Below are 14,711 nucleotides of genomic sequence, written 5' to 3'. Positions count from 1 at the left end.
GTACTGGTATTTACTCAAGTCTGAAGATGCCAGCGGAGAACTTCATACTTCAGCCTTCACACTTTACGCTTCATCCCAGTACCAATCCTGATCAATTCCATTTATAATCTGACCAGCTTGGGTTATTAGCACTCTGAGTCTGTGAGTGCTAAATTGTCTAAAGGAAGCGCTAGAGAAGTGAAACATGGCTAAAATTATTTCATTTAATGAAGAATCACGGCGGGCGCTAGAACGAGGTGTCAACGCCCTAGCCGATGCAGTGAAAATTACCTTGGGGCCAAAAGGTCGTAACGTCCTTTTAGAAAAGAAATATGGTTCGCCTCAAATTGTCAACGATGGCATCACTGTCGCCAAAGAAATTGAATTAGAAGACCCTTTAGAAAATACCGGTGCGAGACTCATCCAAGAAGTAGCATCCAAAACAAAGGATATTGCGGGGGATGGCACCACTACCGCCACAGTCTTAGCACAGGCATTAATTAAAGAAGGGCTGAAAAATGTTGCGGCTGGGACTAATCCCATCAACTTAAAGCGCGGGATCGACAAAACTATCGAAGCGCTGGTAGCAGAAATTGCTAGAGTGGCTAAACCAGTTGAAGGTGCTGCGATCGCACAAGTTGCTACAGTATCGGCAGGTAACGATGAAGAAGTCGGCAGAATGCTGGCAGAAGCAATGGAGAAAGTCACCAAAGATGGTGTCATTACCGTTGAAGAATCCAAATCTCTGACAACTGAACTCGAAGTAGTGGAAGGGATGCAAATCGACAGAGGTTATATCTCTCCATACTTCATTACTAACAACGAACGGCAGATCGTTGAATTTGAAAATGCACGTATCCTGATTACCGATAAGAAAATCAACAGCATTCAAGAATTAGTTCCCGTACTCGAAAAAGTTGCCCGTTTGGGTCAACCGCTATTAATTGTTGCGGAAGATGTAGAAGGAGATGCTTTAGCAACTTTAGTAGTCAACAAAGCACGGGGTGTGTTGACTGTAGCTGCTATCAAAGCGCCTGGATTTGGCGATCGCCGCAAAGCCATATTGCAAGATATTGCCATTCTCACCGACGGTCAGTTAATTTCAGAAGAAATTGGTCTAAGTTTAGATACTGCTTCTTTGGAAAACTTGGGAACTGCCCGCAAAATCACCATTGATAAAGAAAACACCACAATTGTCGCTGGTAGCACCACTAAGCCAGAAATTCAAAAGCGGATTGGTCAAATTCGCAAACAATTAGAAGAAACTGATTCGGAATACGACAAAGAAAAACTGCAAGAACGCATTGCTAAATTAGCTGGCGGTGTCGCAGTGATTAAAGTTGGTGCAGCCACCGAAACCGAACTTAAAGACCGCAAACTGCGGATTGAAGACGCGCTAAACGCCACTAAAGCAGCTGTAGAAGAAGGAATTGTTCCTGGTGGTGGTACAACCTTAATTCACTTGTCTACCAAAATCGACGAACTTAAGCACAGCCTTAATGAAGAAGAAAAAATTGGAGCAGATATTGTCAAACGTGCTTTAGAAGCACCCTTACGCCAAATTGCTGACAATGCTGGCGATGAAGGCTCTGTGATTGTTTCTAAAGTCAGAGAAACTGAGTTTAACGTTGGTTACAACGCTGCTACCGGGGAATTCCAAGACTTAATTGCAGCGGGGATCATTGACCCAGCAAAAGTCGTACGTTCTGCCCTACAAAATGCCGCGTCAATTGCGGGGATGGTTTTGACTACTGAAGCGATCGTTGTCGAAAAACCAGAGAAGAAGGCTGCTGCACCTGATATGGGTGGTATGGGCGGTATGGGTGGCATGGGCGGTATGGGCGGTATGGGCGGTATGGGTATGATGTAAGCTCTAACTTCCCAGGTAAATAAATATCTTTATCTTTTTCCACAGTTTGCCTTGCCAAGGCAAGCTGTTTTTTTATACACTGACTGATTTATTAGCAATCCAGCTATACAATTTGGGCTAATGCCAATTAATAGTAGTTGACCAATGACTAATGACCAATGACAATTGACAATTAACAAATGATTAGCAAAATTCGCCGTCTCACCAAAAAAGTACGTAAGCCAAACTTCCCAGATTTTTATCATCAACCAGGAACCATACCTGGAACTCTGATTATTGATGAAGATGCCGAAGCGCCAGTAATTGTTTTATTTGATTACAACCAAACAAATTTTATCCGTAAACAAATAGCAACTCCAGAGGAGTGTCTAATTTATTTAGATGCAGAATCTGTTTCTTGGGTAGATGTCCAAGGTTTAGGTAGTCAAGATATCTTACAACGATTAGGTAAGGTTTTTGAGTTACATCCTCTAGTTTTAGAAGATGTGGTCAATATGGGAGAACGCCCTAAAATCGAAGATTATGAAGACCAATTACTAATTATTGCTCGCATGGTAGTTCCTAAAGAAAACACCTGTGGGTTTTATAGTGAACAAGTAAGTTTTGTCTTAGGTAAACATTACTTGCTGACTGTGCAGGAAGAACCAGAACATGATTGTTTTGACAGTGTCAGAATGCGAATAGATAAAGGGAAAGGTATTATTCGCAAAGAAGATGCTGATTATTTAGCTTATGCTTTGTTAGATGCAATTATTGATGGGTTTTTTCCGGTGTTAGAACTTTATGGTGAACGCATCGAAGAATTAGAAGAAGAAGTAATCCTCAAACCCACACCGCAAACACTCCAGCAAATTTATCAAATTAGGAGAGAGCTTTTACAATTGCGTCGGTCTATTTGGCCGCAACGAGATGCCATTAATGCTTTGATTCGAGATAGTAGTGATTTAATTAGTGAAGATGTGAGAATTTATCTCCGAGATTGCTATGACCATACAGTCCAGGTTATGGATATGGTGGAAACATACCGAGAATTAGCATCAGGATTGATGGATGTATATTTATCAGCCGTCAGTAATAAAATGAATGAAATTATGAAGCTACTAACGGTAGTTTCGGCAATTTTTATTCCTTTAACTTTTGTTGCAGGTATTTATGGCATGAATTTCAATACCGATAAATCACCATACAATATGCCTGAACTAAATTGGTATTGGGGTTATCCAGTTTGCTTGGCTTTAATGGTAGCGATCGCAGTTAGTTTACTCATCCTATTTTGGCGCAGAGGATGGCTCGCTAATTTTTCTAGTATTAAACGTGATTGAAGCTAAATAATCAAAACTAATTCAGGGAGATAAAATTCCAAATGATCAGAGGTAGCGGCGATCAAAATTTAGTTGTATTGACACTTTATATTATTGGTGTATCTTACACTTTTAATCGCATGGTTGAGTCCATTGATGATAAAATAAAATATGCGTATAAAAGTGATGCCGTCAACGAACAACTAACAGCACAAGAACTCAAAGACCAAATTGGAATTTCTTTTAAACTTAATTCGTCATATTCATTAGAGGATTTAAAAGAATTACAAATTACTATTGAAAATAAATCAGATAATCTAGCTGTATATGTTGACTGGGAAAATAGCACTTTGGTAGTGGAACACACTAAGCAATCGCGGCGTGTCATTCGGGTTTCTCCATATTTAACCCGTGACTTAGCGATACCACAAACTCCCAGTTTAATTACCCCGAAAAAAACCCTGACTGAAAAGGTAACAGCCGAAGATGTTCTAGAGTTGGATTCTACAGCCGGAACTTATTCTGCAAAAAAACCTCTAGTAAGTATCACTGGCTTAAAAAATGCTGGGCCGCCTCAAAAAAAGCTATATAACGACTTTATGAATCGAGGCAAAGAATTAGAATTTTCTTTACAGCTAGTGTTAAGAATATCTGATGTTCGGGTTGGGATAGCACCAGGTATAAATATTCCACCGATGTATTTGATTAATTGTCCTTTCACGATCAAAAAATTACCTTGGACTTACGCTCTACCTTGGAATAAAAAGAAGAAATAATCCAAATCGGACACATGATGCCATCCAGGATTACACTAGAGTTAGGGAGAGAGTAGGCGTAGGCAGTTGCAGAACCGTCATTAATGATAGTTTTGAGGAAAGTCCGGACTCCCGAAAGACCAAACTTGCTGGATAACGTCCAGTGCGAGCGATCGTGAGGATAGTGCCACAGAAAGATACCGCCAAAACAAGTAAAAAGTAAAAAGTAAAAAAGCAAAAGAAACAAAAATTTCTTTTTACTTTTGCCCTTTAACTTTTGCCTTTTTTGGTAAGGGTGCAAAGGTGCGGTAAGAGCGCACCAGCAGCGTCGAGAGGCGTTGGCTCGGTAAACCCCGGTTGGGAGCAAGGCCAGAGGAACTACGGTTGGTCTTTTACCAGTTCCGCGTATGAGAGCCGCTAGAGGCGTTTGGTAACAACCGTCCCAGATAGATAACTGCCATCATGTAAAATTTTTACATAGATAACAGAACCCGGCTTACTACCGACTCTCTCTCCTATTCTGATCATTAGTCATTCATCCTGCGTCCTTTGTTGAGGACTAATGACTATTGACTAATGACTATTGACTAATGACTAATGACTATTGTTTATCCTCGTCGTCAAAGACAACTCGAAAGCTTAGTAAGAAAGTTTGGTTTGCCATTAGATGCACCCATTAAATGGCAACTTTTAGATTTGGCGCTGACTCATCCAACGGTATCTGATTCAGCAAATTATGAACAACTAGAGTTTGTTGGCGATGCAGTGGTAAGGCTGGCGGCGGCTGTGATTTTATGGGAAAAATATCCAGAGTGCCAAGTCGGTGATTTTGCCGCAATTCGTTCGGTATTAGTGAGCGATCGCATCCTCGCCCAATTAGCTAGAGAATATGGTTTAGAGCTATATTTGTTAGTTGCTGGTAGTGCCACCAGTGATAAAGTCGGTCAAGAATCACGCTTGGCTGATGCTTTTGAAGCTGTGTTGGGTGCGCTCTATCTCAGCACAAATAATTTAGATCTCATCCGCCCTTGGTTAGATTCTCACTTTGAGCAACTAGCAACAGAAATTCGTCTTGATCCGGCTCGGCTAAACTATAAAGCTGCTTTACAAGAGTGGACTCAAGCACAATTTAAAGTTTTACCAGAATATCGTGTTGAGGAAATTAATCATCCCAACCGCAATCAAGAGCGATTTGCAGCAGAAGTTTGGCTCTACGACAAAAAACTTGGTGAAGGTAGAGGACGTTCTATCAAAGCAGCAGAACAAGCCGCGGCCAAAATAGCTTTTTTAGCAGTTAATAATCAGGAAAAGACGTAAAAATAACCTAAATTATCTCTCTTCATTACTGAATAATTTTAAAACTATTATTCATACCGTGGCTGGAATATATGCTAAAACCATCAGCAAATTGTATTGCTGGTTTATCTTCGGCGTGAAGACGATGTTCCGGATCTAATGATAATGTGGTTGGGCGATCGCAGACGAAACAGTATTGATCAAACAGAAATATAATGCCACTGGCAAGTACTACTTGCTCTACAACTTGGTACACTTCAGGGTTATTGTAACAATCTAACTCCGAAATAAAGAAATCAAATGTAGCAGCCGTGTACATTCAGTCAAAGGGGGAAATGGTTTGAAAACTTATTTTTTTACTCCAAAGTTGCCAAACTAATTCAGATTGATTGTGCTTGAAAATTGTATCTAATATATTAAAATCATCTTTATGTGGGCAATCTAATTCTGCGGGAATATCTGGATTTTCTAAATATTTGATAAAATATTCTTGCGAATAAAAGTTAATAGGTTCTAATAAAACTTGTTTCCAAAAATACAAAAATATTGGATTTCACGCCTGATAATATTTAATACATCATCTACAAAAGTTTCAAATAATAGATGATTAGATGAACTCATCGATAGTATTTCGCTAATAGCTGCATAAGAGGCTGTTTGAAAAGTCGGAGAGATGGTAAAAAAGCCCTCTCAGTATACGCTGTGAATAGATAGTAGACAGCACTGAGAGAGCAACATGAGTAAAGCATACCCCAGCAATCTGACCCGTGTTCAATATGAATTTCTGAGTGACATGATTCCAGAACCAAAACCTGGGGGTCGCAAGCGTGAAGTTGATATATGGGAAGTCCTTAACGGAATTTTTTATGTGCTGGTAGAAGGAGTTAGATGGCGATGCCTACGGCGGGCTACGCCTACGCTACCAGGTGACTTTCCTGTATGGCAGACGGTATATAGCTATTTTCGTAAATGGCGCAAAGACGGAACGTGGTTGAAAATTCACGATAGCCTGCGGCAGTGGACACGGATTGAAGAGGAACGGCATCGAAGCCCATCGGAAGCGATCATCGATAGTCAAAGCGTCAAGAGTGCAGCGATGGTAAGTCAATCTGTGGGTTTTGATGCAGGTAAGAAAATTAAAGGACGCAAGCGATTTATGACGGTCGATACCTTGGGATTAGTCTTGCGGGTCTTAGTCACGGCTGCCAATGTGGGTGAACGCGAGGGAGGTAAACTAGTTCTCAAACGGGTAAAACAGTCTCAAAAGCAGGTATCTCGTTTGACAACCCTCTGGGTGGATGGCGGCTTTGACGGTGAGCCGTTTATGCAGTGGGTGATGAATTTTTGCCGTTGGATTGTGCAGGTGGTGTTGCGCCCAGAGCAAACCAAGGGCTTTGTCTTGCTCAAAAAACGTTGGGTGGTGGAGCGCACTTTCGGTTGGGTCATGGGGTGTCGGCGATTGGTCAGAGACTATGAGTTATTGCCAGAAACATCAGAGACGTTTATCTACCTTGCTATGATCCGGATCATGGTGAGGCGATTGGCATAAAATTTGACCCCTCAAAACTTTTCAAACACCCTCTAAAGCTAGGCGCTCAAGAAAATCAGCGAATACTTGTCGCTGGTGGAGTACATTCATAATAAATCTCTATAAATCTCTCAATTTAGAGAAGCATCATCAGTTATTTGTGTCATTTACCTGTGAGTTTTACTAAACCAATCCCGCCCATATAAAGCCCTAAAACTGCACCTGCTAATAAAGCTTGGGTTAAGGGGTCGGTAGAAGGTGTGAGGACAGCACCTAAAATTACTGCTGCCATAATTACATATCGCCAGCCAGAAAGCATTTTCTCAGAAGAAACAATTCCCAAATTACCCAATAATAATTGAATAATCGGAATTTGAAATGCCAAGCCAGTGCTAAATAACAGCAGCAGTATAAATTCAAAATATTTATCAATTGACCACAGTTGTTCTACGACATCAGCGCCATAGCTAATGAAAAATCTCAAAGCGGCGGGGATAAGAACAGAATAGGCAAAGACTAACCCAGCAACAAATAACACACTAGACCCTAAAACGATTGGCCCCACTAAGCGACGTTCACGACGCGTCAAGCCTGGGAGGACAAACTGAATAATTTGATAAAGGATAAAAGGAGTAGAAAGTACAAGTCCACTGTAGCCAGCGACTTTCAAGGAGACAAAGAAATATTCTCCGGGTGCAAGTTGGAGAAATTTCACCCCTGCGGCTGGTACTTCTAGTAACTGCACGATCGGCTTGACAGCCAGAAAACAGCCGATAACAAAAATGACTACAGCGATAAGTGAATAGAATATCCGTTGTCGTAACTCTTCTAAGTGGTCGAACAGAGACATTTCGACTTCACCAGGCAACTCATCAAGAGAATCAGTGTCTGAGTTGCCTTGTCCTTCTAGGTCGATATTGGGATTAGTGATAGTGTCAGCTTCTGATGAAGGAGTCATGAGTAGGCTATTAGGCAACATTTGTTAACTATTCTATTACTCCCTTACACCACTGCCAAAGTTATGGAGTATTGCTGCACTAGTTTTAACTTAAAAACTAACTAGCAAAATCATGTTTCTTTACATTTTGTACCAGCTAGTTTATTGCCATGAAAGTCAGGTGGGTAATCCTGAAAAGTCTCTTCATACCTGATTTTTAGCGTTGTGGATATTGCCTACTATAAGGTGATTGAGAATTGAGCGGTTAAGAGTTTATTTCTGACTGAGGATTTTTTTCCTGTTTCTTTGTGGTAATGCCTGCATAAGTTAGTGGGAAGCCATCTTATGAGTCATAACCATCCTATAAGCTACATAAGATATGGGGATGGAACTGATCTTTGAGAAATTACGTCTCTGCGGCTAGTAGCATTGCATAAATTGATACAACTTCAACATACAATGCTCAGTTTGGAAAGTCCGATTCATCAAGGTGGCATCTTCACAGATAGCGCGATCGGAAATTGTTTGCTGAGGTTTGTATGTATAGGATAATTTGCGTTGGACTAATGGCATTACCTGCTTATTTGTACAATGCGGAACCCACTTTAGCGAGTAATGGCAATGTATTCATTATTGCCACTAATATCACAAATACAAGTAAAAACACTCAAGATAGTTTAGTGCCGTGGTGTATCTCCTCTAGAGAAGATCAAACGGGAGATTGTCTTCGATATGGTAGGTGTAGGGATTAGTAGATGTTATGAGTCATTTTTCTCTTGTCCCTTGAACATAAAAATGACTTATGGTCAAGTTATAGCGATCGCATTCCCCAACCCTCACCGCAAAATTTGCTCAATCATCCGGTTGGCTTGGGAACCATAACCACCACCAAATAAATTGAAGTGGTTCAAAATGTGATATAGGTTATACAAAGTTTTGCGGCGTTCATACCCTGTATTTAAGGGAAAAGCTGCATTATAACCTTGATAAAAAGCAGCAGAAAAACCACCAAAAAGTTCGGTCATAGCGATATCAACTTCTCTGTCGCCATAATAAGTGGCTGGATCAAAAATTACTGGTTCGCCTGACACAGTACATCCAGCATTACCACCCCATAAATCGCCGTGGACTAAAGATGGTTGTACTTCGTGTTCTGCCAATAGTTCGGGAATCACGGCTAATAATTCATCTTGTTTCGGAAAATTGCCGCCGCGCCTTCTGGCTAATTGAAATTGATAGCCAAGGCGATGTTTGCCATAAAATTCCCCCCAATCTGCTGTCCAAGTGTTGATTTGGGGAGTGGAACCAATGGTGTTATTCATATCCCAGCCGAAGCCTTGTTGGCTGGTTTTTTTGTGCATTGTTGCTAACTTAAGCCCCATTTCTGCCCAAGATTGGGTATTACCGCTACCCATCTCTAACCATTCCAAGACAATATAGCCAGAATTTCCTGATATTCCCCAACAAATAGGCTTGGGTACACGAATGCTATTTGAGGCTAACATTTGCTTTAATCCCAACATCTCAGCTTCAAACATGGCTACTTGCGATGCTTGGTTGAGTTTGACGAAGTATGTGATTTCACCATTAGTAACGGCGTAACCTTGGTTAATACATCCGCCACTTACAGAACGCTGTTGTTGAGTTTGGAATTGTTCACCAGTTACTCGACTAATATGGGTATCAATTTCAGTCCAAATCATTTTGAAGTATGAAGTATGAAGAACATAATTTAGTCAATGGACAAATGATTATTGACCATTGACTAAAATTTACATTGGTTTCATGACTACTACACCATAAGCTTCTGGGCAGAGATATTGATTAGCTGCTAAAAGTAAATCGTTGGCTTCTTGTTGTTGGATATGTGCTGGGTAATTGAAGGCTGGTTCTAAATCGCCTACTAAAGATTGGTAGAAACCATATAAGCCACTGCGATCGCTTGGAGTTTCGTTACCAAAGACAAATCTGTTGGTGACGCGTTTGCGGATGCGGGCGATTTCTTTGTCAGTGACTAACTCTGTTTGTATTCTGCGAATGTGTTGAGCGATCGCATCTTCCACGGCGGCTAAGTTTTCTACTGCACATTTAGCGGAAATGTAAAATGTCCCTTGTAATAAGTTGCTCATATTGCTAACTGCGATGGAAGAAACTAATCCTCGTTCTTCCCGCAAATCCCTAACTAATCTTGATGTCCTTCCATGTGCTAAAACTCCTGCTAAAACATCCAATCCATAAGTCTGGTTTAATTCTGTCAATCCTGGAACCCGCCACACCATCACGAGTCTTGCTTGCTGAAGGCTTTTATCAACAAATTCTCGCCGCACAATTTCGGTAAATGCAGATTCAGGATAATTATTTGACTCTTGACTCTTGACTCTTGATTCTTGAGTTTTACCAACCTGTGTAAATCCTTCAGCAACAGTTTCAATTAGTTCTTCTACAGGTAAATTCCCCACAGCCACAGCCGTAATTGACTGTGGTTGATACCAATTAGCATGAAAGTCTCGCATTTGTTGGGGTTGTAGCCCAGATATTACCGATTCTGGCCCCAATACGGGACGGCGATAGGGTAATACATCAAACGCCATTTCCATAGCGCGGCGAAAAGTCCGGCGATGGGGGTTATCTTCAGAACGGCGGATTTCTTCTAAAACAACAGAACGCTCACGTTCAAAAGCATCATCAGGAATACTAGGATTAAATACGACATCAATTTGCAGTGGAGCCAGTTCAGCAAAATCTTGGGGCGCAGTAGTTATATAGTAATGAGTATAATCTTGGCTGGTAGCGGCATTAGTTACAGCACCCCGTTCTTCAATGCGACGTTCAAACTCTCCACTAGCAAGTCGCTCAGTCCCTTTAAAAATCATGTGTTCTAAAAAATGAGCCATACCGTTGATCGCATCAGATTCTACGGCTGAACCAACTTTAATCCAAAGATTGAGGTTGACAACATCAATGGGCATTTGTTCGGCAATGATTGTCAAGCCATTAGGCAATTTGTGTACGGTTGGGGAATTGAGACGAGACGATTTGAACAGAGTTGAGGTCATGGTTTGTGGTGAGTGACAGCATTGTTATTCCTTTATCTTATCCGTCACCCCAAAATATCTCTTGTTGTTGCATTAGATTGATGTATTCTCTACGAAAATAAAAATTCTCTAAATTGATCATGCCTAAACTGGCTAAATGAATAAGCTAGTGTGCGTTCAAATGGGATATTTTTTGATTGAGACTGTCACTCAGTCTTTTGTCAATACAAATGAATAATGAAAAGCATATTCTTAAAGCATATTTTCAGGAACAATCAAAATCTTTATTTTGTCATTAATATTAAACATGATAATTTAAATTATGCTTAATTTATCTAAAGTTATTACTTTAATTTTAATAAGTTCAAGTTTTTGTAGTGCAAGTATATCAACATTATCAAAACCTGTGTTAGCTGGAGAACCTATTATCGATAAAAACTGCCGCCGCCATCAGAGAACACAAGCAGTATTTCAGAAAATACCCCCACAGAATCAAGCTAGAATATTTATGACATCTCCCTTTCAAATTAATAATCAAAAATACACTCTACAACTACTAAAATTTCCCAACTCTACAGGTGTTTTGTGTTTTTGGAAATATAATGATCGTTCACCAAAAAGATTAAACGATATAGCGATTATCCAAGATAAGGTAATTGAAAAAATTGAAAAACATCCTTCTCTGACAGCAAATTATATAGTTATAGTCAAAGGTGAGAAAAATGAAGATATCTTAAGAACGACTTATCGATTAAACCTGATTAATCCCTATCAACCAAAAGTGACACCAATAATCAGAATTTACAAAAATTAGACGAGTTTTTTGTTTAGGGATTTTTCTATATTAGGACTTACGCAAAACACCTCTCAAACTCTCATTTCTCCGTGACCTCTGCGTCTCTGTGGTTCGATTTTCCGTAGCCTGTGCGTAAGTCCTGTATATGTAAATTATCGCCTAAATTCAATGTCCTCTCCATCTCTTATGTAGCTTTTTTAACTTCAGAAGCCCTTTCTTGAGGATGAGGCAATCGTCATAGCGCAATTAATCTTTCTGAATAATCTAAAATTATGAATAGAAATATTAAGAAATATAAAGTAGATATCAATGTCCAGTGCTGCTATTGACAAAAGTAAATCTCGTGTTGTGGTAATTGGTGCCGGTATTGGCGGACTGACGGCGGCGGCGTTATTAGCCCATCGTGGTTACAGCGTTTTAGTCCTCGACCAAGCCATTGTACCGGGAGGCTGTGCTTCTACATTTAAACGTCAAGGGTTCACCTTTGATGTTGGTGCAACCCAAGTTGCTGGATTAGAACCAGGGGGAATTCACCACCGTATCTTTGCTGAACTAGAAATTGATTTACCAGATGCTACCCCTTGTGACCCTGCTTGTGCGGTTTATTTACCTGGGGAAAGCACACCGATTAATGTTTGGCGTGACCAAGATAAATGGCGCGAGGAAGGACAACGGCAATTTCCAGATAGTGAACCATTCTGGCAGTTAATGGCGAGTTTATTTGCTGCAAGTTGGGAATTCCAAGGACGTGACCCAGTGTTACCACCGCGTAACTTGTGGGATTTATGGCAATTAATTCAAGCCGTACGTCCCAACACCTTGATTACTGCGCCTTTCACATTATTAACAGTGGGTGATGCTTTAAGGTTATGCGGACTGGGTAATGACCAACGTTTGCGAACCTTTTTAGATTTGCAACTGAAGTTGTATTCTCAGGTCAGCGCTGACGAAACAGCATTACTATATGCAGCCACGGCGTTAAGTGTCTCCCAACTGCCCCAAGGATTGTATCACCTCCAAGGTAGTATGCAGGTTTTGAGCGATCGCCTAGTTGCAGCTTTAGAAAGAGATGGCGGACGGTTATTAATGCGTCATACTGTTGAACACATCAAAGTAGAAAATGGTCAAGCCAGCGCCGTTGTGATTAGAAACCAGAAAACAGGCGAAGTCTGGACAGAACCAGCCGATCATGTAGTTGCTAATGTTACAGTCCAAAATTTAGTGCAGTTATTGGGTGATCAAGTTCCATTAGGATACAAACAGCGAGTCGAAAAACTCCCGCCAGCATCAGGGGCGTTTGTGGTGTATTTGGGTGTAGATGCGAGTGCAATTCCTTTAGATTGTCCACCCCATTTACAATTTTTATACGATGCCAATGGCCCAATTGGCGAGAATAATTCCTTGTTTGTTTCCGTGAGTCATTCTGGTGATGGTCGCGCCCCAGAAGGTAAAGCAACAATTATTGCTTCATCCTTCGTTGATTATCAACAATGGTGGCAGACTTCAGATTATCTAAGTCTGAAACAAAAGTATACAGAACAAGCGATCGCACATCTCAACAAATATTTCTATCTCAAACCCGAAACCATCATTTATCAAGAAGCCGCCACACCCCGCACCTTTGCCCATTACACCGGGCGCGATCGCGGTATAGTTGGGGGCATCGGTCAAAGAATCCCCACCTTTGGCCCCTTTGGTTTTGCTAACCGCACACCAATTAATTCGCTGTGGTTAGTCGGCGACTCTACCCATCCCGGCGAAGGTACAGCTGGCGTAAGTTACTCAGCGTTGACAGTAGTCAGACAAATTGAGGCGCAAAGTTAAACAAATATTTGAATCAACAGATAAACACTGATAAATTAGCAGTGTCTAAGTAGGTAGACAGAATTATAAGTCAATACAGTTCAGTTAAGATCCCCCCGCCTGCGGCGACCCCCTTCAAAAGGGGGTAAAAGAGGCTTATTAGCCCCCCTTTTGAAGGGGGGTTGGGGGGATCTAAAAAAATTAAAACGTTAACGAACCGTATTGAAATATAAGTAGGATGCAAACCAGAAAAACTTTTCCTCCTGCCTTCTGCCTCCTGCCTTCTACTTATCTGTGTTTATCTATGAATTACGACACAGCCCGCAAACTGCTTGTCTCCCAAACAATTACAACCGAAGAAAATTCTGATGCTTTGTTGATGCGGATGAAGCAGGGAAAACCACCTGTTCCCGGTCAGATTACCTCAATTTTGTTGGCATTAAAAGTCGTGTTTGAAGCCCTCAAAGATGCACCCAGTCTAGACCGAGAATTAATCTTTGCTCTTTATCAGTTAGGTATCAAGACTCAACAGTTATATGTAGCTGGGCGGAAAGCTGGTGTAGATTGGCCGCCCCTACTTAAAGAAGATTTAATTAGAATTTCCCTAGCTACAGAAAGTATCTTTTCTGATGTATGGCAAACCCCGCCATCGGGAGGTTTTGGCGGGGGTTAAGGTTCAGCGCGTTTGCAGTTCTTTGAGCAATTTTTCGACATCATTTTTGAGTAGAACTGTCATTTGACCAGTGAAAGCCTTACCGTTGCGAGGTTTGGCTACTTCTATCCAATAAGCATAGCGATCGCCTATACGCAGTTGTCCCTGTAAAGCTTCCTTGATTGGAGTTTTGGCAAACCGCGCCGAGTTTATTTCACCTTGGCTGGGATAGTCATACGCCACCTGACCCTGATTAAAATCTTGATAGATATCGTAGCCGTAAATTACCCGCAAAGATTCTTGCAGGCGTTGAAAGCTCATACCATTAATAGCATCATACATAGCCAAGCGTTCGTAACGAATCCGACTGCGGTCTTTGGCAAACTCCACCTTACCAGGAGGTAACACCGAAGCTTGAAAAGTGAATCGCTGAGCTGCTGTGTCACTCTTCTGCACATACAATTTTTCGCCATTTCCCGGACGCAGGGTGGGATGGGCGTTCATCCAAGTAGTTACTTCTTCCGTACTTTGTCCTGGTAAAGCATTAGCTTTAGAATCAAAAAGCATTCCCACGCCTAGCCAGGGAACTAAAGAAAAAGACAAAATTAAACCATTCACCAAAGATTTTTTTAGCATTTTCCTATTCGGGACTTACATAGAAATTCCCCCAATTAGGGGTTAATCATAGTTTTCCCGTTTTCTTAGGAGATGATGTCATTGCGTTATCAGACGCACGGCAAAATACATTAAGTAAAATTA

General features: G+C 41.1%; 14 protein-coding genes and 1 other RNA gene. 9 read left to right on the top strand and 6 right to left on the bottom strand.

Going from position 1 to position 14,711, the window contains the following annotated elements:
* Positions 1-184 precede the first annotated feature (184 nt).
* From groL to rnc, 5 genes are all read left to right on the top strand, one after another.
* Positions 185-1,849 carry a chaperonin GroEL gene (groL, locus tag NOS7107_RS04735; RefSeq protein ID WP_015111848.1) on the top strand — a complete coding sequence of 555 codons (1,665 nt, stop codon included), beginning with the start codon at positions 185-187 and terminating at the stop codon, positions 1,847-1,849.
* Positions 1,850-2,028: 179 nt separating this feature from the next.
* Complete coding sequence (gene corA, locus NOS7107_RS04730; RefSeq protein WP_015111847.1) at positions 2,029-3,171, top strand: magnesium/cobalt transporter CorA; 1,143 nt, start codon at positions 2,029-2,031, stop codon at positions 3,169-3,171.
* A 41-nt stretch (positions 3,172-3,212) separates the two neighbouring features.
* Positions 3,213-3,926 (top strand): hypothetical protein, encoded by a 714-nt coding sequence (locus NOS7107_RS04725; RefSeq protein ID WP_015111846.1) that lies wholly within the window; start codon positions 3,213-3,215, stop codon positions 3,924-3,926.
* Positions 3,927-3,974: 48 nt separating this feature from the next.
* An RNA gene (gene rnpB / locus NOS7107_RS27455) (RNase P RNA component class A) lies at positions 3,975-4,420 on the top strand.
* 82 nt (positions 4,421-4,502) lie between these two features.
* The gene (rnc, locus tag NOS7107_RS04720) at positions 4,503-5,222 is read left to right on the top strand and encodes a ribonuclease III (protein WP_015111845.1); all 720 of its coding nucleotides are present in this window, start codon (positions 4,503-4,505) and stop codon (positions 5,220-5,222) included.
* 25 nt (positions 5,223-5,247) lie between these two features.
* Here rnc and NOS7107_RS04715 read toward each other — a convergent pair whose 3' ends face one another.
* Positions 5,248-5,520 (bottom strand): DUF6745 domain-containing protein, encoded by a 273-nt coding sequence (locus NOS7107_RS04715; protein ID WP_048819351.1) that lies wholly within the window; start codon positions 5,518-5,520, stop codon positions 5,248-5,250.
* A gap of 417 nt (positions 5,521-5,937) precedes the next feature.
* Here NOS7107_RS04715 and NOS7107_RS04705 point away from each other — a divergent pair, with 417 nt between their 5' ends.
* Positions 5,938-6,750 (top strand): IS5 family transposase, encoded by an 813-nt coding sequence (locus NOS7107_RS04705; protein WP_015111366.1) that lies wholly within the window; start codon positions 5,938-5,940, stop codon positions 6,748-6,750.
* Positions 6,751-6,892: 142 nt separating this feature from the next.
* On the opposite strand, the gene tatC is transcribed toward NOS7107_RS04705, so the two are convergent.
* From tatC to NOS7107_RS04690, 4 genes are all read right to left on the bottom strand, one after another.
* On the bottom strand, positions 6,893-7,687 hold the full coding sequence (gene tatC / locus NOS7107_RS04700) for a twin-arginine translocase subunit TatC (protein WP_015111843.1): 795 nt from the start codon (positions 7,685-7,687) through the stop codon (positions 6,893-6,895).
* Between the two features lie 399 nt (positions 7,688-8,086).
* The gene (locus tag NOS7107_RS28435) at positions 8,087-8,239 is read right to left on the bottom strand and encodes a hypothetical protein (RefSeq protein WP_157373960.1); all 153 of its coding nucleotides are present in this window, start codon (positions 8,237-8,239) and stop codon (positions 8,087-8,089) included.
* A 263-nt stretch (positions 8,240-8,502) separates the two neighbouring features.
* A complete protein-coding gene (locus tag NOS7107_RS04695; protein ID WP_044500513.1) occupies positions 8,503-9,366 on the bottom strand; it encodes a fructosamine kinase family protein in 864 nt (287 codons plus the stop codon).
* Positions 9,367-9,438: 72 nt separating this feature from the next.
* Complete coding sequence (locus NOS7107_RS04690; RefSeq protein WP_015111840.1) at positions 9,439-10,722, bottom strand: pitrilysin family protein; 1,284 nt, start codon at positions 10,720-10,722, stop codon at positions 9,439-9,441.
* A gap of 301 nt (positions 10,723-11,023) precedes the next feature.
* Between NOS7107_RS04690 and NOS7107_RS04685 the strand changes: the two genes are divergently transcribed.
* The 3 genes from NOS7107_RS04685 to NOS7107_RS04675 all read left to right on the top strand — a co-directional run bounded on the left by NOS7107_RS04685 (position 11,024) and on the right by NOS7107_RS04675 (position 13,973).
* Positions 11,024-11,515: a hypothetical protein gene (locus NOS7107_RS04685; protein WP_015111839.1), complete on the top strand. Its 492-nt coding sequence runs from the start codon at positions 11,024-11,026 to the stop codon at positions 11,513-11,515.
* A 291-nt stretch (positions 11,516-11,806) separates the two neighbouring features.
* Positions 11,807-13,321 carry a C-3',4' desaturase CrtD gene (gene crtD / locus NOS7107_RS04680; protein ID WP_015111838.1) on the top strand — a complete coding sequence of 505 codons (1,515 nt, stop codon included), beginning with the start codon at positions 11,807-11,809 and terminating at the stop codon, positions 13,319-13,321.
* Between the two features lie 283 nt (positions 13,322-13,604).
* Entirely contained in the window at positions 13,605-13,973 is a 369-nt protein-coding gene (locus tag NOS7107_RS04675) for a hypothetical protein (RefSeq protein WP_044499677.1), read from the top strand.
* 3 nt (positions 13,974-13,976) lie between these two features.
* Here the strand turns inward: NOS7107_RS04675 and NOS7107_RS04670 are convergent, their stop codons facing one another.
* Positions 13,977-14,588 carry a hypothetical protein gene (locus NOS7107_RS04670; RefSeq protein WP_015111836.1) on the bottom strand — a complete coding sequence of 204 codons (612 nt, stop codon included), beginning with the start codon at positions 14,586-14,588 and terminating at the stop codon, positions 13,977-13,979.
* Positions 14,589-14,711 lie beyond the last annotated feature (123 nt).

It is taken from the genome of Nostoc sp. PCC 7107 (genome assembly GCF_000316625.1).
Taxonomy (GTDB): domain Bacteria; phylum Cyanobacteriota; class Cyanobacteriia; order Cyanobacteriales; family Nostocaceae; genus Nostoc_B.
The sequence above is the reverse complement of the archived record's forward strand: the minus strand, read 5'-3'. Positions and strand labels throughout refer to the sequence as shown.

Coding starts and splice junctions, on each gene's coding strand:
- groL (WP_015111848.1), top strand. CDS start 185: ATGGCTAAAATTATTTCATTTAATGAAGAATCACGGCGGGCGCTAGAA.
- corA (WP_015111847.1), top strand. CDS start 2,029: ATGATTAGCAAAATTCGCCGTCTCACCAAAAAAGTACGTAAGCCAAAC.
- NOS7107_RS04725 (WP_015111846.1), top strand. CDS start 3,213: ATGATCAGAGGTAGCGGCGATCAAAATTTAGTTGTATTGACACTTTAT.
- rnc (WP_015111845.1), top strand. CDS start 4,503: ATGACTATTGTTTATCCTCGTCGTCAAAGACAACTCGAAAGCTTAGTA.
- NOS7107_RS04715 (WP_048819351.1), bottom strand. CDS start 5,520: ATGTACACGGCTGCTACATTTGATTTCTTTATTTCGGAGTTAGATTGT.
- NOS7107_RS04705 (WP_015111366.1), top strand. CDS start 5,938: ATGAGTAAAGCATACCCCAGCAATCTGACCCGTGTTCAATATGAATTT.
- tatC (WP_015111843.1), bottom strand. CDS start 7,687: ATGACTCCTTCATCAGAAGCTGACACTATCACTAATCCCAATATCGAC.
- NOS7107_RS28435 (WP_157373960.1), bottom strand. CDS start 8,239: ATGCCATTAGTCCAACGCAAATTATCCTATACATACAAACCTCAGCAA.
- NOS7107_RS04690 (WP_015111840.1), bottom strand. CDS start 10,722: ATGACCTCAACTCTGTTCAAATCGTCTCGTCTCAATTCCCCAACCGTA.
- NOS7107_RS04685 (WP_015111839.1), top strand. CDS start 11,024: ATGCTTAATTTATCTAAAGTTATTACTTTAATTTTAATAAGTTCAAGT.
- crtD (WP_015111838.1), top strand. CDS start 11,807: ATGTCCAGTGCTGCTATTGACAAAAGTAAATCTCGTGTTGTGGTAATT.
- NOS7107_RS04675 (WP_044499677.1), top strand. CDS start 13,605: ATGAATTACGACACAGCCCGCAAACTGCTTGTCTCCCAAACAATTACA.
- NOS7107_RS04670 (WP_015111836.1), bottom strand. CDS start 14,588: ATGCTAAAAAAATCTTTGGTGAATGGTTTAATTTTGTCTTTTTCTTTA.